Annotated in this window: 18 protein-coding genes and 1 riboswitch; of the genes, 13 read left to right on the top strand and 5 right to left on the bottom strand. The window is 72.6% G+C overall.

The window, feature by feature from the left end; all coding sequences use genetic code 11:
• Positions 1–40 precede the first annotated feature (40 nt).
• From OCU29_RS05460 to OCU29_RS05470, 3 genes are all read right to left on the bottom strand, one after another.
• Positions 41–790 carry a helical backbone metal receptor gene (locus OCU29_RS05460; RefSeq protein ID WP_261819109.1) on the bottom strand — a complete coding sequence of 250 codons (750 nt, stop codon included), beginning with the start codon at positions 788–790 and terminating at the stop codon, positions 41–43.
• A 187-nt stretch (positions 791–977) separates the two neighbouring features.
• Complete coding sequence (gene icmF / locus OCU29_RS05465) at positions 978–4,199, bottom strand: fused isobutyryl-CoA mutase/GTPase IcmF (protein WP_261819110.1); 3,222 nt, start codon at positions 4,197–4,199, stop codon at positions 978–980.
• A gap of 103 nt (positions 4,200–4,302) precedes the next feature.
• A complete protein-coding gene (locus OCU29_RS05470) occupies positions 4,303–4,800 on the bottom strand; it encodes a MarR family winged helix-turn-helix transcriptional regulator (RefSeq protein WP_261819111.1) in 498 nt (165 codons plus the stop codon).
• 76 nt (positions 4,801–4,876) lie between these two features.
• Between OCU29_RS05470 and OCU29_RS05475 the strand changes: the two genes are divergently transcribed.
• The 4 genes from OCU29_RS05475 to OCU29_RS05490 are packed head-to-tail and all read left to right on the top strand — an operon-like array spanning position 4,877 to position 9,145.
• The gene (locus tag OCU29_RS05475) at positions 4,877–6,082 is read left to right on the top strand and encodes an NADH:flavin oxidoreductase (protein ID WP_261819112.1); all 1,206 of its coding nucleotides are present in this window, start codon (positions 4,877–4,879) and stop codon (positions 6,080–6,082) included.
• 22 nt (positions 6,083–6,104) lie between these two features.
• Positions 6,105–7,205: a diacylglycerol kinase gene (locus OCU29_RS05480; RefSeq protein ID WP_261819113.1), complete on the top strand. Its 1,101-nt coding sequence runs from the start codon at positions 6,105–6,107 to the stop codon at positions 7,203–7,205.
• Positions 7,202–8,005: an SDR family oxidoreductase gene (locus tag OCU29_RS05485; protein ID WP_179615218.1), complete on the top strand. Its 804-nt coding sequence runs from the start codon at positions 7,202–7,204 to the stop codon at positions 8,003–8,005. Before OCU29_RS05480 ends, OCU29_RS05485 begins: the two co-directional genes overlap by 4 nt.
• A 33-nt stretch (positions 8,006–8,038) precedes the next feature.
• A complete protein-coding gene (locus OCU29_RS05490; RefSeq protein ID WP_179615219.1) occupies positions 8,039–9,145 on the top strand; it encodes an MBL fold metallo-hydrolase in 1,107 nt (368 codons plus the stop codon).
• 80 nt (positions 9,146–9,225) lie between these two features.
• On the opposite strand, the gene OCU29_RS05495 is transcribed toward OCU29_RS05490, so the two are convergent.
• On the bottom strand, positions 9,226–9,678 hold the full coding sequence (locus OCU29_RS05495; protein WP_179615220.1) for a GNAT family N-acetyltransferase: 453 nt from the start codon (positions 9,676–9,678) through the stop codon (positions 9,226–9,228).
• 35 nt (positions 9,679–9,713) lie between these two features.
• Positions 9,714–9,836, top strand: a riboswitch (TPP riboswitch).
• On the opposite strand from OCU29_RS05495, the gene OCU29_RS05500 reads away from it, so the two are divergent.
• From OCU29_RS05500 to OCU29_RS05520, 5 genes are all read left to right on the top strand, one after another.
• Positions 9,835–10,929 carry a thiamine ABC transporter substrate binding subunit gene (locus OCU29_RS05500; RefSeq protein WP_261819114.1) on the top strand — a complete coding sequence of 365 codons (1,095 nt, stop codon included), beginning with the start codon at positions 9,835–9,837 and terminating at the stop codon, positions 10,927–10,929. Its footprint overlaps the riboswitch before it by 2 nt.
• Positions 10,929–12,587 (top strand): iron ABC transporter permease, encoded by a 1,659-nt coding sequence (locus OCU29_RS05505; protein ID WP_261819115.1) that lies wholly within the window; start codon positions 10,929–10,931, stop codon positions 12,585–12,587. The genes OCU29_RS05500 and OCU29_RS05505 overlap by 1 nt, the downstream gene beginning before the upstream one ends.
• Complete coding sequence (locus OCU29_RS05510) at positions 12,587–13,600, top strand: ABC transporter ATP-binding protein (RefSeq protein WP_261819116.1); 1,014 nt, start codon at positions 12,587–12,589, stop codon at positions 13,598–13,600. Before OCU29_RS05505 ends, OCU29_RS05510 begins: the two co-directional genes overlap by 1 nt.
• A 52-nt stretch (positions 13,601–13,652) precedes the next feature.
• Entirely contained in the window at positions 13,653–14,672 is a 1,020-nt protein-coding gene (locus OCU29_RS05515) for a phosphatase PAP2 family protein (protein ID WP_261819117.1), read from the top strand.
• 39 nt (positions 14,673–14,711) lie between these two features.
• Positions 14,712–16,739, top strand: a complete 2,028-nt coding sequence (locus OCU29_RS05520) for an acyl-CoA dehydrogenase (protein WP_261819118.1) — start codon at positions 14,712–14,714, stop codon at positions 16,737–16,739.
• Between the two features lie 120 nt (positions 16,740–16,859).
• Here the strand turns inward: OCU29_RS05520 and OCU29_RS05525 are convergent, their stop codons facing one another.
• The gene (locus tag OCU29_RS05525) at positions 16,860–17,348 is read right to left on the bottom strand and encodes an inorganic diphosphatase (RefSeq protein WP_179617306.1); all 489 of its coding nucleotides are present in this window, start codon (positions 17,346–17,348) and stop codon (positions 16,860–16,862) included.
• Positions 17,349–17,476: 128 nt separating this feature from the next.
• Here OCU29_RS05525 and dacB point away from each other — a divergent pair, with 128 nt between their 5' ends.
• The 4 genes from dacB to OCU29_RS05545 all read left to right on the top strand — a co-directional run.
• Positions 17,477–18,991, top strand: coding sequence for a D-alanyl-D-alanine carboxypeptidase/D-alanyl-D-alanine-endopeptidase (gene dacB / locus OCU29_RS05530; RefSeq protein WP_261819119.1), 1,515 nt, complete (start codon positions 17,477–17,479; stop codon positions 18,989–18,991).
• 13 nt (positions 18,992–19,004) lie between these two features.
• Entirely contained in the window at positions 19,005–20,042 is a 1,038-nt protein-coding gene (locus tag OCU29_RS05535) for a zinc-dependent metalloprotease (RefSeq protein ID WP_261819120.1), read from the top strand.
• Between the two features lie 22 nt (positions 20,043–20,064).
• On the top strand, positions 20,065–21,045 hold the full coding sequence (gene tilS, locus OCU29_RS05540) for a tRNA lysidine(34) synthetase TilS (protein WP_261819121.1): 981 nt from the start codon (positions 20,065–20,067) through the stop codon (positions 21,043–21,045).
• Positions 21,046–21,306: 261 nt separating this feature from the next.
• Positions 21,307–26,435 (top strand): peroxidase family protein (locus OCU29_RS05545; protein ID WP_261819122.1); only part of this gene is annotated, 5,129 nt, incomplete at its 3' end.

Genomic DNA, 26,435 nt, shown 5'->3' on the forward strand with positions numbered 1-26,435 from the left:
GGCTGTTCGCGCTGCCCGGGCGCCCCGAGCGTCCGCGCCGTCAGGCGCCGCGGCGCTCCACCGAGGTGCGGGCGTCGAGCAGCGAGGGGCCGTACCAGGTCAGCAGCCGCCCGTCGACGAGCTCGCAGGGCGAGCGCAGCGCCTCCGGCCCGTCGGCCGCAGTGAACTCGTAGGGCTCGTCGGGCAGCAGCACAGCGTCGGCGCCCAGCGCGTCGATCTGCTCGACGTCGAGCGTCGGGTAGCGCCCCTGCGCCTCCCCGGCGCCGGGCAGCGTCTGCCAGCCCAGCCGGCGGCACAGGTCGCTGGTGAAGGTCGCGGGGCCCACGACCATCCACGGGTCGCGCCAGATCGGCACCACCACGCGCCGTGTCACCGCGGGCAGCGGCCCGCACCACAGGTCGCGGGCGCGGGCCAGCCAGTCGGGGCGCTGCCAGCCGATCCCGTCGAGCAGCCGCTCCATCGAGGCGACCGCACCGGGCACGGTCTCGATGTCGGTGACCCACACCCGCACGCCCGAGTCCCGCAGCCGGCGTACGTCGAGCTCGCGGTTCTCCTCCTTGTTGGCCACCACCACGTCGGGCTCCAGCGCCCGCACCGCGGCCAGGTCGGGGTTCTTGGTGCCGCGCACCCGGGTGGTCTCCAGGTCGGTGGGGCGGATGCACCAGTCGGTCGCCCCCACCACCGCCGCGCGGTCGACCGAGACCAGCGCCTCGGTCAGCGACGGCACCAGCGAGACCACCCGCCGCGCCGGCCGCGGCCCGTCGTACGTCGTGCCCAGGTCGTCGTCCATGCCCCCACCCTCCCCGACCCGTCGCAAACTTCGCACTGACCCGTCGCAGACTTCGCACTGACCCGTCACAGATCTCACCCTGACCCGTCGCAAACTTCGCACTGACCCGGCCCGGATCTCCGCGGAGGGAGATCCGGGCCGGGTCGACGCGAGGTATGCGCCGGGTCAGCGCGAGATACGGGCCTGCTCAGACGTTGCGGCGGTAGGCCCCGCCGACCTCGAAGAACGCCTCGGTGACCTGGCCGAGCGAGCAGACGCGGGCGGCGTCCATCAGCACGGCGAAGACGTTCTCGCCCGAGGTCGCGGCGGCCTTGAGCCGGGCCAGGGCCTCGGCGGCCTCGCTCTCGTGGGTGCGCTGGAACTCGCGCACCCGCCGCAGCTGCGACTCCTTCTCCTCGTCGGTGGCGCGGGCCAGCTCGACGTGCTGCGGGGTGGCGTCGTCGCCGACCTCCTTGAGGAAGGTGTTCACGCCGACGATCGGCAGCGAGCCGTCGTGCTTGCGGTGCTCGTAGAGCATCGACTCGTCCTGGATGCGGCCGCGCTGGTAGCCGGTCTCCATCGCGCCCAGCACGCCACCGCGCTCGTTGATGCGGTCGAACTCGGCGAGCACGGCCTCCTCGACCAGGTCGGTGAGCTGGTCGATGATGAAGGAGCCCTGCAGCGGGTTCTCGTTCATCGCCAGCCCCCACTCGCGGTTGATGATCAGCTGGATCGCCAGGGCGCGGCGCACCGACTCCTCGCTGGGGGTCGTCACGGCCTCGTCGTAGGCGTTGGTGTGCAGGCTGTTGGCGTTGTCGTAGATCGCGATCAGCGCCTGCAGCGTGGTGCGGATGTCGTTGAAGTCCATCTCCTGCGCGTGCAGCGAGCGACCGCTCGTCTGCACGTGGTACTTCAGCTTCTGCGAGCGCTCGCCGGCGCCGTACTTGTCGCGCATCGCCACCGCCCAGATCCGACGGGCGACGCGGCCGATGACGGAGTACTCGGGGTCCATGCCGTTGGAGAAGAAGAACGACAGGTTGGGCGCGAAGTCGTCGATGTCCATGCCGCGCGCGAGGTAGGCCTCGACGTAGGTGAAGCCGTTGGCGAGGGTGAAGGCGAGCTGGCTGATGGGGTTCGCCCCGGCCTCGGCGATGTGGTAGCCGGAGATCGAGACCGAGTAGAAGTTGCGCACCTGCTTCTCGATGAACCACTCCTGGATGTCGGCCATCATCCGGAGGCTGAACTCGGTGGAGAACAGGCAGGTGTTCTGGCCCTGGTCCTCCTTGAGGATGTCGGCCTGCACGGTGCCGCGCACGCTCGCCACCGCGTGGGCGGCCAGCATCGCGGCCTCGTCGGCGTCGGGCTCACGGCCCTCGCGCTCACGGAAGGCGTCGACCTGCTGGTCGATGACGGTGTTGAGGAAGAACGCCAGCACCGTCGGCGCCGGGCCGTTGATGGTCATCGAGACCGAGGTGCTCGGCGCGACCAGGTCGAAGCCGTCGTAGAGCACCTTCATGTCGTCGAGGGTGGCCACCGAGACGCCCGACGTGCCGACCTTGCCGTAGATGTCGGGGCGCTCGTCGGGGTCGCGACCGTAGAGGGTCACCGAGTCGAAGGCCGTCGAGAGGCGCTTGGCGTCACCGTCCGCGGAGAGGATCTTGAAGCGGCGGTTGGTGCGCGCGGGGTCGCCCTCGCCGGCGAACATCCGGGCCGGGTCCTCGCCGTCGCGCTTGAACTTGAAGACGCCGGCGGTGAAGGGGAAGAGCCCGGGCAGGTTCTCGCGGCGCCAGAAGCGCACCAGCTCGCCGTGGTCGGCGTACGCCGGCAGCGCGACGCGGGGGATCTTGTTGCCGCTCAGTGACTCGCGCGTCAGCGTCGTGTGGATCTCCTTGTCGCGCACCACCACGACCTGCTCGTCGCCGGAGTAGGACTCCACGACCGCGGGCCACTGCTCGAGCTGCTCGGCGACCTCGGGGTCGAGCTGCTTGCGGGCCTTCTCGAGCAGGGCCGGCACGTCGCCGGCGTCGTGGTCGACGAGCTCGGCGCTGACCGCCTCGAGGCGCTGCACGCGGCGCGCGGCCTCGGCCAGCTCGTCGGTGCGCGCGTGGTAGGCGCGCACCGTCTCGGTGATCTCGGCCAGGTAGCGCACCCGGTCCTGGGGCACGACGGCGCGGATGCCCGAGGAGTGCTTGACCTCGACGGGGGCCAGGGTGCCCTCGTCGGCGGGCAGGCCCTTCTCGACCAGGATGCCGCGCAGGTGCTGGTAGAGCGCGGTGACGCCGTCGTCGTTGAAGGTGGCGGCGCTGGTGCCGAAGACCGGCATCTGGTCGGGCTGCTGGCCGAAGGCCTCGCGGTTGCGCACCAGCTGGCGGCCCACGTCGCGCAGCGCGTCCTTGGCGCCGCGGCGCTCGAACTTGTTGATCGCCACGGTGTCGGCGAAGTCGAGCATGTCGATCTTCTCGAGCTGGCTGGCGGCGCCGAATTCGGGCGTCATGACGTACATGGCGGTGTCGACGAACGGCACGATCGCCGCGTCGCCCTGGCCGATGCCGGGGGTCTCGACGACCACCAGGTCGAAGCCGGCGGCCTTGACCACGTCGATGACGTGGGGCAGGTGCTCGGGCAGCTCGTGGGCGCCGCGGGTGGCCAGGGAGCGGAAGAAGACCCGGTCGCCGTCGAGGCTGTTCATCCGGATGCGGTCGCCGAGCAGCGCCCCGCCGCCCTTGCGGCGGGTGGGGTCGACGGCGATCACGGCCACGCGCAGCTTGTCCTGCTGGTCGACGCGGAAGCGGCGCACGAGCTCGTCGGTCAGCGACGACTTGCCCGAGCCGCCGGTGCCGGTGATGCCGAGCACGGGTGCGTGGCTGCGGGCGGCGGCCTCCCGGATCGTGTCGAGTTCGCCGCCCAGGCGACCGAGCTCGGCGCCGGTGATCGCGCGGGCCACGGCGAAGCGGTCGCCGCTGAGCACCTGCTCGGCGGTCACGGCGCCGGCGGCCCACAGGTCGTGGTCGCAGTCGGCGACGACGCTGTTGATCATCCCGACCAGGCCCATCCGCTGGCCGTCCTCGGGGGAGAAGATGGTGACCCCGGAGTCGCGCAGGCGCTGGATCTCGTCGCGCACGATGACGCCGCCGCCCCCGCCGACGACCTTGACGTGCCCGGCGCCGCGCTCGCGCAGCGACTGCACGAGGTACTCGAAGTACTCGATGTGCCCGCCCTGGTACGACGACACGGCGACGCCCTGCACGTCCTCCTCGAGCGCGGCGTCGACGACCTCGGCGACCGAGCGGTTGTGCCCGAGGTGGATCACCTCGCAGCCCTGGCTCTGGAAGATCCGCCGCATGATGTTGATCGAGGCGTCGTGGCCGTCGAAGAGGCTCGAGGCCGTGACGAGGCGGATGGGGTGGGTGGGCTGGTGCAGGTCGCTCATGTGGGGCTCGCTCCGGGGAAGATAGTTGGACGTCCAACTATCTCAGCATAGGTGATGCCCGTCGCACCGGGAACCCCTACGCGGCGGTAGCCGGCACGGGGTCTCAGTCCACCCGGTCGCCGGCGCTGGCGCGCAGCTCGCCGAGCAGCCGGGTCAGCGTGCTCGTCGACCCCGCCCCGATGCCGGGGGAGCCGAAGACCTCGGCGTTGAGGCCCTCCGTCGCCCGCTCGACGACCTCGCGCCCGGTGTCGGTGATCTCGGCCAGCACCACGCGCCGGTCGCCGTCGCCGCGCACGCGGCGTACGAAGCCCTGGCGCTCGAGCCGGTCGACCGCGCTGGTCACCGAGGTCGGGTGCACCTGCAGCAGCGAGCCGAGCCGCATCATCGGCATCCGCCCGGCCGAGGAGAAGGCGAGCAGCCGCAGCACCTCGTAGCGCGCGAAGGTGAGGTCGAGGGGGCGCAGCACCGCCTCGATGCGGCCGGTGAGCAGCTGGTGCACGCGCACCACCGAGGTCACCAGTGCCATCCCGTCGGCGGCCTCGGCCCAGCCGTGGGCGACCCACTGGCGGTGGGCCTCGCGGATCGGGTCGCGCTCGCTCATGGGGCCGCAGTCTGGCAGGCGGGGCCGGGACGCACAGAACTAGAACACGTTCTCGCTGGCGGCGTACGATCCGGACATGACCGCGACCCCGGACGTGCTGGCCCCCGCGACCCTCGGCCCGGTGCGCCTGCGCAACCGCACGGTCAAGGCCGCGACGTTCGAGGGCCGCACCCCCGAGGGGCAGGTCACCGACGCGCTGGTCGACTACCACCTCGAGGTGGCCCGCGGCGGCATCGGGATGACCACGGTCGCCTACCTCGCGGTCGCCCCCGAGGGGCGCACCCACCGCGAGCAGGTCGTCGTCGGCCCCGCCACCGAGGCTGGGCTGGCCCGCCTCGCCGACGCCGTCCACGACGCGGGCGCGGCCGTCGCCGGCCAGGTCGGGCACGCCGGGCCGGTCGCCAACGGCCGCTCCAACGGGGTCCGGGCGATCGCCGCCAGCCGGATGCCGAGCCCGCTGTCGATGCAGCTGGTCGCCGCGGCCACCGAGGCCGACCTGACCCGCGTCACCGGCGCGTACGTCGCGACCGCGCGCACGCTGGTGCGGGCCGGCTTCGACTGCCTCGAGCTGCACATGGCGCACTCCTACCTGATCTCCTCGTTCCTGGCCCCCGGGCTCAACCGCCGCACCGACCGCTGGGGCGGGTCGCTGACCAACCGCGCCCGGCTGGCGCGCCAGGTCGCCCGGGCGGTGCGCGAGGAGGTCGGCGACGCGGTGGCGGTCACCGCCAAGCTCTCGCTCTCCGACGGTTTCCGGGGCGGGGTCACCCTCGACGAGGCGGTCGAGGTGGCGCAGATGCTGGAGGCTGACGGTGCCGTCGACGCCCTCCAGCTCTCCGGCGGCTCCTCGCTGATGAACCCGATGTACCTCTTCCGCGGCGACGTGCCGCACCGCGAGCTCGCCGCCGCGATGGGCGGCCTGGCCGGGTGGGGGATGCGCACCCCGGTGGGGCGCTCGTTCCTGAGGTCCTACCCCTTCGAGGAGGCCTACTTCCGCGACAAGGCGCTGCGGTTGCGCGCGGCGGTCGACCTGCCGCTGATGCTGCTCGGCGGCATCAACCGCCTCGCGACGATGGAGCAGGCGATGGCCGACGGGTTCGAGTACGTCGCCCTGGCCCGCGCGGTGCTGCGCGAGCCCGGCCTGGTCGACCGGCTGGCCCGCGAGCGCGCGGCCGGGCGGAGCGGCGAGGGGGCGTGCATCCACTGCAACCGGTGCATGCCCACGATCTACGACGGCACCCGCTGCCCGGTCCGGGAGGACGTACCCCTTCCGCAGATCTAGAACGTGTTCTAGATTGCCTCGCATGACACAGGTCGTCCCCGAGAAGCCCCTGCGCGTCGTCGTCTGGTCCACCGGCACCATCGGCTGCCACGCCATCGCCGGCATCGACGCCCACCCCGACCTCGAGCTGGTGGGGGTGTGGGTCTCCAACCCCGCCAAGCACGGCCGCGACGCCGGCGAGCTCGCCGGCCTCGGCCGCGAGCTGGGCGTACGGGCCAGCACCGACCGCGACGAGGTGATGGCGCTGGCGCCCGACGCCGTGCTGCACGCCGCGATGACCGACGACCGCCCCTTCGAGGCGATCGAGGACCTGCTGTGGATGCTCGAGCAGGGCGTCGACGTCGTCTCCTCCGGACCGGTGCTGCTGCAGTGGCCCGCCGGGATCCTGCCGCCCGAGATGATCGAGCGGATCGCCGAGACCGGCTGCCGCGGCGACGCGAGCCTCTACGTCAACGGCATCGACCCCGGCTTCGCCAACGACGTGCTGCCACTGGTGATGACCAGCCTGTCGCAGCGCATCGACCTGGTGCGGGTCAGCGAGATCGCCGACTACTCCACCTACTACCAGCCCGTCGTGATGAGCGATCTCTTCGGCTTCGGGCGCCCGATGGAGGAGGTCGGGATGCTCTGGCAGCCCGGCATCCTGTCGATGGCCTGGGGCAGCGTGGTGCGCCAGATCGCCGCCGGCCTCGACATCACCCTCGACGAGCCGCTCACCGAGGAGGTCGACCGCCGCGCCGCCGAGGTCGACACGCCCAGCGTCAGCGGCGACATCGCCGCCGGGACCATGGGCGCGGTCCGCTTCCGCGTGGTCGGCAAGGTCGACGGCGTCGAGCGGGTCGTGCTCGAGCACGTCACCCGCACCGCCCCCGACCAGGTGCCCGAGTGGCCGATCCCGCCCGAGGACGACGGCTGCTACCGCGTGGAGATCCTCGGCGAGCCGATGATGAAGGTCGACCTCACCCACCACGGCGAGCACGGCGACCACAACGTGTCGGGCATGATCACCACCGCCCAGCGGCTGGTGAACTCGCTGCCGGCCGTCTGCGCCGCCGAGCCCGGGCTGGTCACCGCCCTCGACCTGCCGCTGGTCACCGGCCGCGGGCTGGTGGCGCGGGCGTGAGCATCCTCGACCGGTTCACCCTCACCGACCACGTCGCCGTCGTCACCGGCGCCGGGCGCGGCATCGGCGCGGCCACCGCCGTCGCCCTGGCCGAGGCCGGCGCCGACGTGCTGCTCTCCTCGCGCACCGAGGCCCAGCTCGAGCGGGTCGCCGAGGCGGTGCGGGCCACCGGCCGGCGCGCCCTCGTGGTGCCCGCCGACCTGTCCGACACCGACGCGGTCGCCGCGCTCGCGGGGGCGGCGTACGAGGAGTTCGGGCGGCTCGACACGGTCGTCAACAACGTCGGCGGCACCATCCCCAACGCCTTCCTCGACACCGACGTGGCCTACCTGGAGGAGGCCTTCCACTTCAACGTCTCGACCGCCCACGCGCTCAGCGTCGCCGCGGTGCCGCTGATGCTGAAGGGGCCCGACGAGGCGCAGCGCTCGATCGTCAACATCTCCTCGATGATGGGCCGGGCCTCCGGGCGGGGCTACCTGGCCTACGGCACCGCCAAGGCCGCGCTCGCGCACTGGGCGCGGCTGGCCGCCACCGACCTCGCGCCCCGTATCCGCGTCAACGGCATCTACGTCGGCTCGGTGATGACCAGCGCGCTGGAGTTCGTCGCCGGGCAGCCCGAGATGATGGACCAGCTCGAGACCAAGACCCCGCTCGGCCGGGTCGGCGAGGCCGAGGACATCGCCGCGGCGGTGCTCTACCTGTCCTCGCGGGCCGGGCAGTACGTCACCGGCAAGGTGCTGGAGGTCGACGGCGGCATCCAGCAGCCGAACCTCGACCTCGGGCTGCCGGACCTCGGGTGAGGTGTCCGCGGCGCGGGGCCTAAGGTCGGACGGGTGACCGCGTCAACCAGTTCAGGCCAGCAGACCCCGCAGCCGCGAGAGCCCCGCGGCGGCACGCCCACGGCGTACGCCGTCTCGCCCGACTCGGGCGAGCACTGGACCGCCGAGGGGGCCTGGCAGGTCGCGCCCGGCATCCACCGGATCCCGCTGCCGCTGCCCATGGACGGGCTCAAGGCGATCAACGTCTACACGATCGAGACCGACGACGGGCTGACGCTGGTCGACGGCGGGTGGGCGATCCCGGAGGCGCGCGAGCTGCTCGAGCGGTGCCTCAAGGGCATCGGTGCCGGCTTCGCCGACATCAACCGCTTCCTGGTCACCCACGTGCACCGCGACCACTTCACGATGGCCACCGTGCTGGGCCGCGAGCTCGGCATCGACGTGGCGCTGGGGCAGGAGGAGAAGCCGGCCCTCGACCTGCTCAACCACGCCGGCGACCTCACCGAGAACCCGTTCGTGGCGGTGCTGCGCTCGGCCGGCGCCCACGAGGTCGCCGAGGTGTGGCTGGGTGTCGGTGAGGACGACCCCGACCTGACCCACTGGCAGTACCCGACCACCTGGCTCACCGGCGACCAGCGCATCGAGGTCGGCGCGCGGGTGCTCGATGCCGTGCACACCCCGGGCCACACCCCCGGTCACTTCGTCTTCGCCGAGGCCGACGCCGGGCTGCTCTTCGCCGGCGACCACGTGCTGCCCACCATCACCCCCTCGATCGGGTTCACGGTGCCGCCGATGGACCAGCCGCTGGGCCACTTCATGGCCTCCCTGACCAAGGTGCGCTCGCTGCCCGACCTGCAGGTCCTGCCCGCCCACGGCCCCGTCTCGCCCTCGACCCACGCCCGGGTCGACGAGCTGCTCGCCTTCCACGAGGACCGGCTCGACCAGAGCCTCGCCGCGCTGTCGGCCGGCCCGCTCACCGGCCACGACGTCGCCGGGCGCCTCGGCTGGACCCGCCACGAGAAGGCCTACGACAGCCTCGACGTCTTCAGCCAGGGCATGGCCGCCATGGAGACCAAGGCCCACCTCGAGCTGCTCCACGCCCGCGGCCAGGTCACCCGCGAGGAGACCGACGGCGGGGTCGTCTTCACCGCCACGCCCTGACCGGGCCGCTTGCATGAGTCCCCGGTCAGCCGGGGGTTCCTGCACTTGTCAGGTGTTGCAACCCCTGACAAGTGCATGAGTCACCGGTCGACCGGGGACTCATGCACCCGGCGCATCGGCACGTGCGGGATGCCGTCCTCGAGGAACTCCTCGCCGTCGGGGGTGAAGCCGAAGGTGGCGTACCAGCCGGCCAGGGGCGACTGGGCGTCGAGGACGACGTCGCGGTCGGGGCAGACCTCGAGGGCGGTGTGCACCAGCTGGTCGGCGAGGCCGCGCCCGCGCACGCTGGGGGCCAGGACGACGCGCCCGACCCGCCAGGTGGTCGCGTCGTCGAGCACCCGGGCGTACCCGACCAGGACGCCGTCCTCGGTCAGCAGCACGTGGCGGGTGCCGGGCTCGGGGTCGCGGCCGTCGAGGTCGGGGTAGGGGCACTGCTGCTCGACGACGAAGACCAGCTGGCGCAGCCGCCACACGTCGTACGCCGCCGCGGGGTCGAGGGCGGCGAAGGGCTGGGCGGTGATGGCGAGGGTCACCGGACCATCCCACCACGCCGCCGGATACCCTCGAGGACGACAGACAGGGGAGCACCCGCCCGGCCGAGCCCGGGGTGGTGCTGAGAGTGCGGACCCGCCGCAGACCCTCCGAACCTGCTCCGGTTAAGACCGGCGAAGGGAGTCCAGGTGCGACGCATGCGTACGCCCATCCACCCCACGAGGACAGCCGCCGCGGCGCTGCTGGCCCTGACCGTCAGCGGCTGCTCGCTGGTCGGCACCGGCGACGACGAGTCGGCCACCGCCCCGGGCGGGGCCGCCGGGACCGACGGCGAGGCCGGCGGCACGGTCGTGCTCGTCACCCACGACAGCTTCTTCCTGCCCGAGAAGCTGGTGAAGCGCTTCGAGCGCGAGAGCGGCTACGACCTCGAGCAGCGCGCCGGCGGCGACGCCGGGGCGCTGACCAGCCAGCTGGTGCTCAACACCGACAGCCCCATCGGCGACGTCGCCTTCGGCGTCGACAACACCTTCGGCTCCCGGGCGCTCGAGGCCGACGTCTTCGCCCCCGCCGAGATCGACGCCCCCGCCGGCGTCGAGGAGAACGCGCTGCCCGGCGACGACGAGGGCACGCTGGTCGCCGTCGACACCGGCAACGTGTGCGTCAACGTCGACACCACCTGGTTCGCCGAGCGCGACCTCGACGCGCCCGAGACCCTCGACGACCTGGTCGACCCCGCCTACGAGGGGCTCTTCGTGACCCCCGGCGCGACCACCAGCTCGCCCGGCTTCGCGTTCCTGCTGACCACCGTCGCGGCGTACGGCGACGACTGGCAGGAGTGGTGGGAGGAGCTGCTCGACAACGACGCGAAGGTCGTCAACGGCTGGGAGGACGCCTACCAGGTCGACTTCACCCAGGGCGGCGGCAAGGGCGACCGGCCGATCGTGACGTCCTACGACTCCTCACCGGCCTTCACCGTCGACGGCGAGGGCGGCACGACCACCCGCGCCCTGCTCGACACCTGCTACGAGCAGGTCGAGTACGCCGGCGTGCTGCGCGGCGCCGACAACCCCGAGGGGGCGCAGGCGGTGCTCGAGTGGCTGGTCTCCCCGGAGGTGCAGGAGGCGCTGCCCTCCTCGATGTACGTCTACCCGGTCGTCGAGGGCACCGAGCTGCCCGAGGAGTGGACCGACCTCACCGAGCGGCCCGAGGACCCGTGGGCCGTGGAGCCCGCCGAGATCGACGAGAACCGCGACGCGTGGCTGCGCGAGTGGGGCGACCTGGTCAGCAGCTGATGACCGCCCCCCGCCGCGTGCTCGGCCTGGTCGCGCTGGCCGGGCTGCCGCTGGCGGTGCTCGGGGTCTTCTTCGTGCTGCCCGTCGCGGGCATGCTCGAGCGCGGGTTCGTCGTCGACGGCGACCTCGACGTCGGGGCCGTGCTCGAGGTCCTCACCCGCCCGCGCACCGGCCGGGTGCTGTGGTTCACGGTGTGGTCCTCGGCGGTCGCGACGGTCCTCGCGGTGCTGCTCGGGCTGCCTGCGGCGTACGCGCTGCACCGGCTGCGCTGGCCCGGACGCCGCGCGGTGCGGGCGGCGCTGCTGGTGCCGTTCGTGCTGCCGACGGTGGTGGTCGGGGTCGCCTTCCGCCAGCTGCTGGGGGAGTCGGGCCCGGTGGTGGCGCTCACCGGTGGTCGGGTCGACCTCGACGGCACCGCCGCGGGGATCGTCGCCGGCCTGGTGTTCTTCAACGTGGCGGTGGTGATCCGCGGCGTGGGCGCGGCCTGGGAGGGCCTCGACGTGCGGCCCGGGGAGGCCGCGGCGGCCCTGGGCGCCTCGCCGGCCCAGGTCTTCCGCACCGTCACCTGGCCGATGCTGCGCCCGGCCGTGGTCTCCTCCGCCAGCGTGGTCTTCCTCTTCTGCGCCACCGCCTTCGGCGTCGTGCTCACCCTCGGCGGGCTGCGCTACTCCTCGGTCGAGACCGAGATCTACCTGCTCACCGTGCAGTACCTCGACCTGCAGGCCGCCGCGGCGCTGTCGATGGTCCAGCTGGTCGCGGTGGTGGCGCTGCTGGTGGTCGCGGGCCGGCTGCGCGCCGTGCCCGACCCGACCCTGGCGCGCAGCACCGCCCGCCCGCGCCGGCCCCGGCGCGGCGACACCCCCCAGCTGGTGGCCACCGCGCTGCTGCTGGTGCTGGTCGCGGCCCCCGTCGCCACCCTCGTGGTCGGCTCGCTGCGCGTCGACGACGCCTGGTCGCTGGCCTACTACCGGGCCCTGGCCTCCGACGGCGAGCAACAGGCCCTGCAGGTGCCCGCGCTGGAGGCGCTGGTGACCTCGCTGCGCACCGCCGTCGACGCCACCTGGATGGCGCTGCTGCTCGGCGGCCTGGTCGCCCTGGTGCTGACCCGCCGCTCCCACGGCCGCGCCGAGCGCCGTGTCCGCTCGGTGCTCGACGGCTTCTTCATGCTCCCGCTGGGGGTCTCCGCGGTGACCCTGGGCTTCGGCTTCTTCATCACCCTCGACTCCCCGCCCCTCGACCTGCGCGAGTCGCCGGTGCTGGTGCCGCTGGCGCAGGCGCTGGTGGCGCTGCCGCTGGTGGTGCGCACCCTCGTGCCGGTGCTCGCCGGCGTCGACGACCGCCAGCGCCAGGCCGCGGCGTCGCTGGGCGCCGGGCCGCTGCGGGCGGTGGCCACCGTCGACCTGCCGGTCGTGTGGCGCCCGCTGCTGGCCGCCTCCGGCTTCGCGTTCGCGATCTCCCTCGGCGAGTTCGGCGCCACCTCGTTCCTGGCCCGCCCCGACAGCCCGACGCTGCCGGTGCTGATCTTCCGGCTCATCGGGCGCCCCGGCGAGCTCAGCTACGGCACCGCCCTGGCCGCCTCCGTGGTGCTGGCCGCCACCACCGCCGTCGTCGTGCTCGCCGTCGAGCGCCTGCGCGTGCCCTCCCTAGGAGCCTTCTGATGCTGTCCCTGACCGACGTCGACGTCGCCTACGACGGGGTGCCCGCCGTGCGCGGGGTCTCCCTCGACCTGCCCGACGGCCAGGTGCTCGCCGTGCTCGGCCCCTCGGGCTGCGGCAAGTCGACGCTGCTGCGCGCCGTCGCCGGGCTCGAGCCCAGCGGCGGATCGATCCGCTGGGACGGCCAGGACCTGGCCCGGGTGCCCACTCACAAGCGCGGCTTCGCGCTGATGTTCCAGGACGGCCAGCTCTTCACCCACCTCACCGTGGGCCGCAACGTCGGCTACGCCCTGCGCCTGCGCCGCACCCCCGGCGCCGCGCGGCGCGTCGAGGAGCTGCTCGAGCTCGTCGGCCTCGCCGGGTACGCCGACCGGCTGCCCGGCACCCTCTCCGGCGGGGAGCGGCAGCGGGTGGCCCTGGCCCGGGCCCTGGCCGTGCAGCCACGGCTGCTGCTGCTCGACGAGCCGCTCTCGGCGCTCGACGCAGGCCTGCGCGAGCGGCTGGCCGGCGACCTGCGCGACATCCTGCACCGGGCCGGCACCACCGCGCTGATGGTGACCCACGACCACGACGAGGCCTTCACCGTGGCCGACCGGCTGGCGGTGATGCGCGAGGGCCACCTGGTGCAGGAGGGCGCGATCGAGGCGGTCTGGCGCTCGCCCGCCGACACCGCCACCGCGCTGTTCCTCGGCTACGCCCGGGTGCTGGAGGGCGCCGGCGCCCAGCGGGTGCTCGACGCCGCGGGCCCGCACGACCGGCGCGCCGCCGCGGTCGCCGTACGACGCTCGGCGCTGCAGGTGGGCGACGACGGGCCGCTGGCCGGGGTGGTGCGCTCGCTGCGCGCGACCCCCGAGCAGCAGCGGCTCGTGCTCGACGTCGACGGCGTCGGCGAGTGCGACGCCGTGGCCGGGCTCGACCGGCGCCTGGGACCCGGCGACCGGGTGCGGCTGCGGGTCGACCAGACCCGGCTGGCGGTGCTGCCGGAGGTGCCGCCCGGCGCGCCCGACGCGCGGTGAGGACCGTTCACTAGACTCCGGTCCTGTGTACCGCCGCGCCTATGCCCTCCTCGTGGGCACCGCCCTCGCCATGGGCCTGTGGGCCATCATCACCGCCGTCGTCCTCGACAAGCGGCTGGTCGACCCCGAGGGCAGCTTCCTGGGCCCGTCGTGGCTGCGGCTGCCGCTGCTGCTGACCGGCGCGCTGCTGCTCGACCTGCTGCCGCGCTCGCTGTGGTTCGGCAAGGGCCACCCCGGCGCGATGCTGCGGGTGGCGCGCGAGCGGCTGCGCACCCACTGGAACCGCGAGCGGCTCACGCTGGTGGTGCTGGGCATCGTGAGCTTCTACGTCACCTACGTCTGCTACCGCAACCTCAAGTCGTTCCTGCCGTTCATGATCGAGACGAAGTACGACCGCGAGCTGCACCTGCTCGACCGGGCGCTGTTCTTCGGCAACGACCCGGCGATCGTGCTGCACGGGCTGCTCGGCACCGACGTGGTGGCCTACCTGCTGTCCTACATCTACCTCTGGTTCCTGCCGCTGGTGCCGCTGGCGCTGACCGCGTGGCTGGTGTGGTCGCGCAACATGTCCTACGGCTACTGGTTCGTCACCTCCCAGTGCATCGCCTGGAGCCTGGGCACCGTGTCCTACTACGCGCTGCCGACCCTGGGCCCGGGCCTGGAGTACGTCTCGCTCTACGCCGACCTCGCCCAGACGCCCACCAACGACCTGATGGACTCGCTGGTCTCCTCGCGCCAGGGCGTCATCCTCGGCGGTCTGACCGGGCAGGTGCAGTCGGTGGCCGGGTTCGCGAGCCTGCACACCGCGATCACCCTGCTGGTGGCGCTGCTGGTGCAGTACACGCTGCGCTCGAAGGTCCTCAAGATCGTCTTCTGGGTCAACTTCGGCGTCACCGTGGTGGCCACCTTGTACTTCGGCTGGCACTACGTCGCCGACGACCTGGCCGGCATCATGATCGCCCTCGTCGCCTTCTACGTCGGCGGCCTGGCCACCGGGCAGAAGTTCGACCACGGCGGGCTCGCCTCGCACCCGACCACGACGACCTCGAAGATCCCCGTCTCGCGGGACTGAAGCCCGGCCCTCACCCCTCCGGGCCGGTAGCGTGGCGACATGGCGACCCAGACCACCGCGCCCGGCACCACGCCCCCCTCGCACGGCGAGGAGCCGGCCCAGGAGCCGGCCCAGGAGACGGCCGCCGACGGCTACGTGCAGCCCGACGTCGACGTCGAGGCGCTGCAGCGGCTGCTCGACGGGCGCTACGCCGAGGTGCGCGCGCTGGTGCGCCGCAACCTCGTCGACACCGCCGACATCCTCACCGACGCCGAGACGATGAGCCGCGGCGACTACCGCGAGAGGGTCAAGGACCTCATCGTCGAGCTGGCCGCGACCGGCCAGACCGGCATGGGCTTCCCGACCGAGCACGGCGGCGGCGGCGACCCGGGCGCGTCGGTCGCGACCTTCGAGACCCTCGCCTTCGGCGACCTGTCGGTGCTGGTCAAGGTCGGCGTGCAGTTCGGCCTCTTCGGCGGCGCGATCCAGCAGCTCGGCACCCGGCGCCACCACGACGAGTACCTGCCCCGGCTGATCACCGGTGAGCTGCTGGGCTGCTTCGCGATGACCGAGACCGGGCACGGCTCGAACGTCCAGGCCCTCGGCACGGTCGCGACGTACGACGTGGAGGCGGGGGAGTTCGTGATCACCACGACCCGCGAGGACGCCCGCAAGGACTACATCGGCAACGCCGCCGCCCACGGCGAGCTGGCCGTCGTCTTCGCCCAGCTCGAGGTCGGCGGCGAGGGCCGCGGCGTGCACGCCTTCGTGGTGCCGATCCGCGTCGACGGCGAGCCGGCGCCGGGGGTGCGCATCGAGGACGACGGGCTCAAGATGGGCCTCAACGGCGTCGACAACGGGCGGCTGTGGTTCGACGGGGTGCGGGTGCCGCGCGAGGCGCTGCTCAACCGGTTCGCCGACGTCTCCGAGGCCGGCGTCTACGAGAGCCCCATCGACAACCCCAACCGGCGCTTCTTCACGATGCTCGGCACCCTGGTCACCGGTCGCGTCAGCGTCGGCGCCGCCGGGATCAGCGCCAGCAAGGTCGCGCTGGCGATCGCGGTCAAGTACGCCCTGCAGCGCCGCCAGTTCGAGGCCAGCGACGACGAGCAGGAGTCGCTGCTGCTCGACTACGGCATGCACCAGCGCCGGCTGCTGCCGCTGCTGGCGCGCACCTACGCGCTGCACTTCGCCCAGGAGGAGCTGACCTCCCAGTTGCACGACGTGCTCACCGGCGCCGCCGACGACGAGCAGACCAGGCGCGAGCTCGAGTCGCGTGCCGCCGGCACCAAGGCGCTCGGCACCTGGCACGCGACCCGCACCATCCAGGAGTGCCGCGAGGCGTGCGGCGGCGCGGGCTACCTGGCCGAGAACCGCTTCACCGCGCTCAAGGCCGACACCGACGTCTTCACGACCTTCGAGGGCGACAACCACGTGCTGCTGCAGCTGGTGGCCAAGGGCCTGCTGACCGACTACGCCAGCGAGTTCGAGGACATGGACCAGCTCGGGATGGCGCGCTTCGTGGCCGCCCTGGCCGTCGACACGGTCGTGGAGAAGACCCGGGTCCACCAGCTGCTGGAGCGGGTGCGCGACCTGCTGCCCGGCGGCGACGAGTGGGACCAGGAGGCCGGCCTGCTCGACCCGGAGTACCAGCTGGCGATGCTGCGCTTCCGCGAGGAGCACATGATCAGCGGCGCGGCGCGGCGCCTCAAGCGCGGCGTCGACCAGGGGATGCCCGCCGGCGCGGTGTTCTCCCGGGTGCAGGACCACGTCATCGGCGCCGCCGACGCCCACATGGAGCGCCTGGTGCTCGAGGCGTTCGTGGCCAAGACCCGCTCGCTGCCCGACGGCGACCAGAAGGTCGCCCTCAACCTGCTCTGCGACCTCTACGCCCTCTCGGTGATCGAGGGCGACCGGGCGTGGTTCATGGAGCACGGCCGGCTCTCCGTGCAGCGCTCGAAGGCGATCAGCCGCGAGGTGGCTGCGCTGTGCCGCAAGGTCCGCCCGCTGGCCGGCGACCTCGTCGACGCCTTCGGCGTACCGACCGAGATGCTGCGTGCCCCCGAGCTGGTGGGCGAGCTGGGCTGAGGGGCGCTCCGGGGAGTTCCATCGGGTACCCGCTAGAACTCGCGCCGCCTGACCGAAGCTTCAGTCAGGCGGCGCCAGGTTCATCGGGTACCCGATGAACCGTCAGGGGTCGTACGTCGCTCAGTGGCCGTTGGTCTTGGCGCGCTCGAAGGAGGCGACGACCTCGGCCTCGGCCTCGGTGCGCCCGACCCACTCGGCGCCCTCGACGGACTTGCCGGGCTCGAGGTCCTTGTAGACCTCGAAGAAGTGCTGGATCTCCAGGCGGTCGAACTTGGAGACGTGGCTGATGTCGCGCAGGTGCTCCAGGCGCGGGTCGGCCGCGGGCACGCACAGCACCTTGTCGTCGCCGCCGGCCTCGTCGGTCATCCGGAACATGCCGATCGCGCGGCACTTGATCAGGCAGCCCGGGAAGGTGGGCTGCTGCAGGATCACCAGGGCGTCGAGCGGGTCGCCGTCCTGACCGAGGGTCTCCTCGATGTAGCCGTAGTCGGCGGGGTACTGGGTCGAGGTGAAGAGGGTCCGGTCCAGGCGCAGCCGGCCGGACTCGTGGTCGACCTCGTACTTGTTCCGCTCGCCCTTGGGGATCTCCACCAGTACGTCGAACTCCAGCACGTATTGCCTCCGCGTGTCGGTCCGGCACGAGGGCCGGTCGTCAAAAGTCGTTGTCGGGCCCCGTGGCGGAGCCGCCGACAGTCTCGCGCACAATGGCTCGAAACGTGAACGGGGAGGTTCATCAGGTGGCTCGACGTGACCCACGCCACTCCCCGGCGACCCCGCGCGACGACGCCGGACGGGCCGCGACGTGGCTGGTCCTGCTGCTGGTGCTGGCCCTCGCCGCGGGTGCGGCGGCCTGGCGCCTCGACCTCGCCGACCCCGCCCGCGAGCGGCTCGAGAGCCTGCGCGAGCGGGTGCTGGGCGGCGAGGAGGAGCCCGACCCGAGCACCGACCCGGCCGCCGTCCCGCTGCCCGAGGGGCTCAGCCTGCCGCCGCTGACGGACCCGGCCGAGGTGGCCGAGGCGCTCGACCCGGCCACCGCCGGCGAGCTCAGCCCGACCGCCGTACGACGCGCGCTGCAGCAGCGCCTGGGCGACGACCGGCTCGGCAGGCGGGTCTCGGTGGCGGTCGCGGGGGCCAGCGGGGCGCCGGCGTACGAGAAGGGTGCGGCGCTGGTGCCGGCCTCGACCACCAAGCTGCTGACGTCGGTGGCTGCGCTGGAGACCATCGAGCCGGGCACCACCTTCCGCACCACGACCGTGCTGCGCGGCGACCGCCTGGTCGTCGTCGGCGGCGGCGACCCCTTCCTGATGCGGGCCCCCGACGAGCCGGGCATCGCCAGCGTGCCGGCCCGCGCCGACATCACCACCCTGGCCCGCCTCAGCGCCGCCGAGCTGCGCGAGCAGGGCGTGCGCCGGGTGCGGGTGGGCTACGACGACCGGTTGTTCTCCGGGCCGGCGTTCAACCCGCGCTGGCCCGACACCTACGTCGGCGACGTGGTCGCGCCGATCACGGCGCTGTGGGTCGACCAGGGCCGCCCCGAGACCGGCTACGGCCGCGTCGCCGACCCGGCGGCGGTGGCCGCGCAGGTCTTCGCCGACGCGCTGGCCGCCGAGGGCGTCCGGGTGCAGGGCGCCCCTGCCGCTGTCCGTGGTCGAGGGGAGGAGGTCGCGGCGGTCGAGAGCGCGCCCGTCGACGACGTCGTCGACCGGCTGCTGCAGGTCAGCGACAACGAGGCCACCGAGGTGCTGCTGCGCCACGTCGGGCTCGCCACCGGCGGCGCGGGTTCCTTCGTCGACGGGGTCCGCGGGGTCGAGACCGTGCTGGAGCGGCTCGGGGTGCCCGCGCCGCAGCGCCTGTACGACGGCAGCGGGCTGTCGCGGGAGAACCTGATCGCCCCCGAGACCCTCGTCGGGCTGCTGCAGGCGGTGCTCGGCGCCGAGGCCGACGACCCGGTGCGGGCGGTGCTCGGCGGGCTGCCGGTGGCCGGCTTCAGCGGCTCGCTGACCTTCCGCTTCGACGACGCCCCGGCGGCGGCCGTGGGGTCGGTGCGGGCCAAGACCGGCACCCTGAGCGGCGTGAGCAGCCTGGCCGGCACGGCGGTGAGCCGCGACGGCGTACCCATGGTCTTCGCGCTGATGCTCGACCGGGTGGGCGAGGTCGACGAGGCCTACGCGCAGGCGGCCCTCGACAGCGCCGCGGCAGCACTGGCGGCCTGCCGGTGCGCCCGGGGTGGGTCGGCCGCAGCCGGTCGGTGAGTAGGTTCGACCCATGACGACGAGCCCTCCGCAGATCATCGACTGGGACCTCGCGGTGCGGCTCGGCACCAGGCTGGCCGGCGACGGGCCGACGGTGGGTCGCGACGAGGCCGCCGCAGCCGTGGCGGAGCTGCGCGCCGGGGCGCACCGCTCGACGCCGCTGGTCGCCGAGTTCACCGGGCTGCACGCCGACGCCGACACCGCGCCGGTGCTGGTGGTCGACCGCGGCGGCTGGGTGCAGGCCAACGCCGACGCCTTCAGCACCGTGCTCGCGCCGATGGTGGCCAAGCTGGTGGAGAAGAAGCCCCCGAGCGGGCTGTCGCTGGCGGTCGGCTCCCGGATCACCGGCGCCGAGGTCGGCGGCCTGCTGGGCTTCCTGGCAGGCAAGGTGCTGGGGCAGTTCGACCCCTTCCACGACCCCTCCGGCCGGCTGCTGCTGGTGGCGCCCAACATCGTGCAGGTCGAGCGCGAGATCGGCGCCGACCCCACCGACTTCCGGCTGTGGGTGTGCCTGCACGAGGAGACCCACCGGGTGCAGTTCACCGCGGTGCCCTGGATGCGCGACCACATCTTCTCCCTCGTCGAGCAGCTCAGCGCGACCATGGACAGCGCCAGCCTGCTCGAGGACGGCCTCGCCCGGGTCAAGGCCGCCGTAGGCTCGGGTACCTCGGGGGGCAGCCTCGTGGAGATGTTCAGCACCCCCGAGCAGCGCGAGCTGATGGACCAGGCGACCGGTGTCATGTCGCTGCTCGAGGGCCACGCCGACGTGGTGATGGACGGCGTCGGCCCCGAGGTGATCGGCTCGGTGGAGGAGATCCGGGCGAAGTTCAACGAGCGCCGCAAGGGCGTGGGCACCCTCGACCGGCTCGTACGCCGGCTGCTGGGCCTCGACGCCAAGATGGCGCAGTACCGCGACGGGGCGGCGTTCGTGCGCGCGGTCGTCGACAAGGTCGGGATGAGCGAGTTCAACGCGGTCTTCGCCGGGCCGGAGAACCTGCCGAGCAAGGCCGAGATCCACGACCCGCAGGCGTGGGTCGCGCGCGTCCTGTGAGGCCGCCGACGAGGCCGGCACCGTGAGGCTGCACCCGTCGGTCGCGGCGGTGCGGGTCGCCGTACGACGTGACCTCGAGGACCTCGCCGAGGGCGACACCGTGGTGGTGGCCTGCTCCGGCGGCCCCGATTCCCTGGCGCTGCTGGCCGCGACGGTGCACGAGGCCCGCGCCGGTGGGTGGCGGGTCGTCGGCGCCACCGTCGACCACGGCCTCCAGGAGGGCTCGGCCGAGCAGGCAGCACGGGTGGTGGAGCAGATGGCGGCGCTGGGCGCTGCCGAGACCCTGACCGCCCGGGTGCAGGTCGGCTCCGACGCCGGCATCGGGCCCGAGGCGGCGGCCCGGCGCGCCAGGTACGCCGTGCTCGAGCAGGTCGCCGACCACGTCGGCGCCGCGGCGGTCCTGCTGGGCCACACCCGCGACGACCAGGCCGAGACGGTGCTGCTCGGGCTCGCGCGCGGCTCGGGCGGCCGGTCGCTGGCCGGGATGCGCCGCCGCTTCGACCGCTACCGCCGCCCCCTGCTCGACGTCCCACGCGACGACACCGTCACCGCATGCCAGGTCGAGGGCATCGAGACGTGGGACGACCCGCACAACCTCGACCCCGGCTTCGCCCGGGTGCGGGTGCGCCGCACCGTCCTCCCGGTCCTCGAGGAGCAGCTCGGCCCCGGCATCGCCGCCACCCTCGCCCGCACCGCCGACCAGCTGCGCGCCGACGCCGACCTCCTCGACGACATCGCCGAGGCGACGTACGCCGACCTGGTAACGGCCGAGGGCGCCCTCCCGGTCGAGGCGCTCGAGGGCGTCCCCGACGCGCTGCGGCGCCGCGTGCTGCGGCTCGTCGCCCTCGCCGCCGGCGCCCCGGCCGCCGAGCTCTTCCACGAGCACGTGCTCGCGCTCGACTCCCTCGTCACCCGCTGGCGCGGGCAGAAGTGGGTCGACCTGCCCGGCCACCTGCGCGGGGTGCGGGTGGGTGGCCTGGTCCAGGTGGTCTCCTCGCGCTAGTCGACCGACCCCTGAGAGTGACCCCTGGGGGCGGAGCCGGCCGGAGACTGGCGGTGGGCAAGCGCCGGGTCCGGCCCCTGCTGTCGTGCCTGGACCAGTCGCGCCGGCGTGTCCCCGATCTGAGGTAACTAGCACCCCTTCGACCCCGATGAGGGGTCCTCGTCTCCACACACTGGCGCAGCGGACCGGATGTGCCCGCGGCCATGCAGGTGCGTGGTCAGACTCGACGGGGGAGCTCAGATGAGCCGAAATCACACGTCCGTGGTCGCAACGCCACGGAAGTTCCGCGCCGCCATGCTGGGGGCGCTCGCCACGGTGATGGCGATCTCGGGGGTGGCCGGCCTGGGAGCTGCGACCAACGCGGCGTTCGCGGTCGACCCGGATCCTGACTTCATCCTGATCGAGGAGGACCTCGAGCACATCCTGAAGCAGATCCAGATCGCCGAGGCGCACGCCGCCGGCGGTCGGCTGCTCTGCGCGCGCCCGACCGACACGTCGGGCAAGTGCGTGGCGGACCCGGCTCTCCCCGACGGCCTGCGGACGGTGGACGGCTCGAGCAACAACCTCGAGCACCCGGAGTTCGGCGCCGCGGACCAGCCCTTCCCGCGCCTGCTCCCCACGCGCTGGCGCAAGGGCGAAGCGGCACCGCCCGGGGCGCCCGGCAACAACCCGGCCGACACGAGCATGTGTGACGCGGGGACGACGTGCTACTCCCAGCAGCAGGGCTTCGTCTACGACTCCCAGCCACGCATCATCAGCAACCTGATCGTCGACCAGACGATCGCCAACCCGGCCGCCCAGAACGCCCACGACAACACCCCTGGCTCGACGATCGACGCCGAGGGCAACGTCTTCGTCCCCAACACCGCGCCGGACGAGGCGCTCTCCGCGCCGTTCAACGCCTGGTTCACCTTCTTCGGCCAGTTCTTCGACCACGGCCTCGACCTGGTCAACAAGGGCGGGAACGGCACCATGGTGGTGCCGCTGCGGCCCGACGACCCGCTCTACCAGGAGGGCGGCCGGACCAACTTCCTGCTGCTGAGCCGGGCCACCCGCTACCCCGGACCCGACGGCACGGTCGGCACCGAGGACGACGTGCACAACAACCAGACCACGCCGTTCATCGACCAGAACCAGACCTACACCTCGCACCCCTCGCACCAGGTCTTCCTCCGCGAGTACCGATTGGGCGACCACGACGGCGACCCGGCCACGCCGGACGCGCCGATCGACACCGGACGGCTGCTCGACGGCACCCTGCCCGGTGGCGGCACCGGCGGGCTGGCCACCTGGGCCGACGTGAAGCGGCAGGCCCGTGACGTGCTCGGCATCGCGCTCGGCGCCGAGGGCGCCCCAGGTCCGGACAACAACGACTACCCCGACGTGGTCAACGTCCCGCAGGTCGACGTGGACCAGTACGGCAACTTCGTCCCCGGGGCCAACGGGTTCCCGGTGCTGCAGATGGCGGACGGCACGGAGGTCGAGGGTGACCCGACGAACCCGGCCACGACACAGGGCGCGGCACGCACCGACCACGCCTTCCTCGACGACATCGCCCACGGAGCCAGCCAGGACCCCAGGGACCTGAGCGGCTACGACAACGTCACCCTCGACGAGCACTTCGTCACCGGCGACGGCCGGGGCAACGAGAACATCGGCCTGACCTCGGTGCACCACATCTTCCACGCCGAGCACAACCGGATGGCGCAGGCCATCGAGGACATCCTCGACAAGCCGGGCAACGAGCAGCTGAAGCTGGCCTTCCAGGGCGAGACGAACACCTACGAGGAGCTGCTGGGCGAGCCCCTGCCCGAGGGCCCCGAGGCCGACGACTGGACCTACGAGCAGCGCCTCTTCCAGGCTGCGAAGTTCCCGACCGAGATGCAGTACCAGCACCTCGTCTTCGAGGAGTTCGCCCGCAAGATCCAGCCGGCGATCGATGCGATCGTGTTCAACGAGAACAGCTACGACGCCACCATCAACCCGGCGATCCGGGCCGAGTTCGCGCACGTGGTCTACCGGTTCGGCCACTCCATGCTGACCGAGGAGATCCAGCGCGACCTGCCCGGTGTGCCGGGGGTGCAGGACGTGTCCCTGCTCGAGGGGTTCCTCGATCCACGGGCCTACGACAACGACGGGACGCTGACTCCCGAGCAGGCGGCCGGTGCGGTCGTCAACGGGACGACCAACCAGGTCGGCGGCCAGATCGACGAGCACATCATCGACACGCTGCGCAACAACCTGCTCGGCCTGCCGCTCGACCTGGCGACGATCAACATCGTCCGAGCCCGGGACGCGGGTGTGCCGCCGCTGCAGGTGGCGCGCAGGACGTTCTTCGAGGAGAGCGGCGACCCGATGCTGGAGCCGTACACCAGCTGGGTCGACTTCGGCCTCGGCATGAAGAACGGCGACAACTTCGGCCGCGAGTCGGCGAACCCCAACGCCTCGCTGGTCAACTTCGTGGCCGCCTACGGCAAGCACGAGACGATCCAGGCCGCGACCACCGTGGCGGGCAAGCGCGAGGCGGCCGACCTGATCGTCAACGACGGCGCCGGAGCCCCGGCTGACCGCCTGGACTTCATGAACAGCACGGGCGCCTGGGCCAACGTGGACGGTCAGACCACCACCGGCCTCGAGGAGGTCGACTTCTGGGTGGGCGGCCTGGCCGAGGCGCTCGAGCCCTTCGGCGGCATGCTCGGCTCGACGTTCAACTACGTCTTCGAGAAGCAGATCGAGGACCTGCAGTTCGGCGACCGGTTCTACTACCTGTTCCGCAACCAGGGCAACCAGCTCTTCTCCGCCCTGGAAGGCAACTCGTTCGCCGGCCTCATCCGGCGCAACACCGATGCCTCGCTGCTCCCGGCGGACATCTTCTCCGTGCCGGACCCGTTCATCGACCTGGAGAACCTGCCCACGCCGCTGCCGGACGGGCTGGTGCTGATGCCGGACGGCACCTACCGGTGGGACGGCGACGAGCACGTCGAGATCCATGGGCTGCGCACCGGTGAGGCCCCTGCCACCAACGACAGGATCCGCGCCGGTCAGGGTGACGACTCGCTCTGGGGCTATGGCGGCGACGACCGGATCGAGGGCGGTTCCGGCAACGACAGCCACCTCGGTGGGCCGGGCAACGACATCCTCACCGACACCTTCGGTGACGACAACATGAAGGGCGGGTTTGGCAACGACGCCATCAAGGGCGGCTCCGGCGACGACCTCATCCTGGCCGGCCACGGCCACGACTACGTCAGCACCGGCAACGACTTCAAGACGGTCTTCGCGAGCACGGGCCGTGACGTCGTCATCGGCGGCGGTGGTCGCGACACCGTCTTCGGCGGCGAGCACGACGACTGGATCGAGGGTGGCGCCCACGCCGACCTGCTCCAGGGCGACAACGCCAACCAGTTCCAGTCCAACCCGCACGGCGGCGACGACATCGTCGACGGCGGCGCCGGCAACGACGACAACGAGGGCGAGGGTGGCGACGACATCCTGATCGGACGGGCGCAGGGCACGGACCGGATGGAGGGCATGCACGGGTACGACTGGGTCACCTACCGAGGTGACCGCCGCGGCGTGGACGTGGACCTGAGGTTCACCACCCTGCAGCGCCCGGACGTCCAAGCCGTGCGTGACCGCTTCGACATGATCGAGGGTGTCTCCGGCGGCGACGGGAACGACGTGCTGCGCGGCGTCGGCCGGGCGATCGACGACATCGCCGACCCGACGGACCACGTCATGACGCAGGCCTCGATGGACAAGATCGGGGGACTGCGTGCGGTGCTCGACCCGGGCCACGCCCAGAACTACGCGGAGCGGTTCATGCGCCAGGAGATCGGCGTCGACACCGAGATCGTCAACAACCTGCTGCTCGGCGGCCCCGGGAGCGACATGGTGCAGGGCAGGGCCGGTGACGACTTCATCGACGGCGACGCCCACCTGGACGTCTACGTCCGGGTCAACGGCACCCGCTACACCAGCCCCGGCGACAAGGCTCTGCAGGCGGCCATCTTCAACGGCACGGTCGACCCGGGCGACATCGAGTTCGTCCGCGAGATCGTCGAGAGCCCCGGTCCGGACGACAACGACCTGGCGGTCTACAGCGCTCCCAGCTCGCAGTACGACATCACCGACCTGGGCGACGGCTACTGGCGCGTCGACCACCCCGGCGTCGACGGTGAGGACCGTGAGCTGGACGGTTCCGACGTGATCCGCAACATCGAGCTCCTCGAGTTCGACGACGGGTGCTTCGTCCTCGGACCTGAGCCGATGGAGGCCTGCGGCAGCTACGGAACCGCAGCCCTCAGCTACCAGGCTCCTGCCACCGAGGACGCACCGATCACCGCGACCGTGGTGTTCGACGGCCAGAACACGGTCCAGAACCCCACGGACATCCAGTTCCGCTGGATGATGACCGAGGACGACGCGGTGCCCGAGTGGCTGGCCACCACGGTCCAGAGCCCGAGCAGCTGCGCGCCCGACGCGGCCGGGGTCCTCGAGTGCACCGTCACCTTCACCCCCGGGGACTTCGAGGTCGACCACCTGCTCAGGGTCGAGGTGACCTTCTTCGACGACCAGGGCGTCCTGAGGACGATCAAGTCCGAGCCGACGACCGAGACCGTGGTCAACGTCCAGGACGTCCCGATCCCGCCGGTGCTCAGCACCCAGAGCCCCGTCGTCGGACAGGTGGTCCGTGCCTCCGGGCTGCAGGACGGGGACGGCCTGGCCCTGGCGGGGGACACCCTCACCTGGACCTGGCAGGTGTCCGACACCGGCACGGGCGAGTGGACCGACGTGGCGACCAACCCGTACAACGTGACGGGCTTCGTCCCGCTGGCCGAGCACGTGGGCAAGTTCCTCCGGGTGGTCGCCGACTACACCGACGACCACGGCACCGTGGAGAGCGCAGCGTCACTGCCCACCGAGAACCCGGTGGCCGAGACGGCGACCGGGCCCGCGGCCCCGACACCGCCGATCAGCGACGTCGCGTCCGTCACCGCTCTGGGTCGCATCCAGGTGTCCTGGACCCGGGCGGTCGACAACGGCGGCGCCGAGATCACCGGCCACGTCGTCACGGTCTACGCGGACGAGGCCGTGCTCGGCACCCGCACCGCCGGGCCCGAGGCGACCAGCCTCGTCGTCGACGGTCTCGATCCCGATCCGGCCATCGCCTACAAGTTCACGGTCGCTGCCGTGAACGCGGCGGGCACCGGTGCCGCGTCCGAGCCGATGGGACCGGTGAGCTTCACCGGGACGGAGCCGGAGGAGCCCACAGAGCCGGAGGAGCCTGTGGAGCCGGAGGAGCCGGTGGAGCCGGACCCCGACCCGGCTCCGGACCCTGACCCGGCTCCGGACCCCGACCCGGCTCCGGACCCCGACCCGGCTCCGGA

The sequence above is a fragment of the Nocardioides sp. OK12 genome (assembly GCF_024341885.1).
GTDB lineage: Bacteria > Actinomycetota > Actinomycetes > Propionibacteriales > Nocardioidaceae > Nocardioides > Nocardioides marinisabuli.

What these genes read in the sequence shown, in the direction of transcription:
- OCU29_RS05480 (WP_261819113.1), top strand. Translation starts at nt 6,105, where the DNA reads ATGACACAGGTCGTCCCCGAGAAGCCCCTGCGCGTCGTCGTCTGGTCC.
- OCU29_RS05505 (WP_261819115.1), top strand. Translation starts at nt 10,929, where the DNA reads ATGACCGCCCCCCGCCGCGTGCTCGGCCTGGTCGCGCTGGCCGGGCTG.
- OCU29_RS05500 (WP_261819114.1), top strand. Translation starts at nt 9,835, where the DNA reads ATGCGTACGCCCATCCACCCCACGAGGACAGCCGCCGCGGCGCTGCTG.
- OCU29_RS05535 (WP_261819120.1), top strand. Translation starts at nt 19,005, where the DNA reads ATGACGACGAGCCCTCCGCAGATCATCGACTGGGACCTCGCGGTGCGG.
- OCU29_RS05470 (WP_261819111.1), bottom strand. Translation starts at nt 4,800, where the DNA reads ATGAGCGAGCGCGACCCGATCCGCGAGGCCCACCGCCAGTGGGTCGCC.
- OCU29_RS05475 (WP_261819112.1), top strand. Translation starts at nt 4,877, where the DNA reads ATGACCGCGACCCCGGACGTGCTGGCCCCCGCGACCCTCGGCCCGGTG.
- icmF (WP_261819110.1), bottom strand. Translation starts at nt 4,199, where the DNA reads ATGAGCGACCTGCACCAGCCCACCCACCCCATCCGCCTCGTCACGGCC.
- OCU29_RS05510 (WP_261819116.1), top strand. Translation starts at nt 12,587, where the DNA reads ATGCTGTCCCTGACCGACGTCGACGTCGCCTACGACGGGGTGCCCGCC.
- OCU29_RS05520 (WP_261819118.1), top strand. Translation starts at nt 14,712, where the DNA reads ATGGCGACCCAGACCACCGCGCCCGGCACCACGCCCCCCTCGCACGGC.
- OCU29_RS05460 (WP_261819109.1), bottom strand. Translation starts at nt 790, where the DNA reads ATGGACGACGACCTGGGCACGACGTACGACGGGCCGCGGCCGGCGCGG.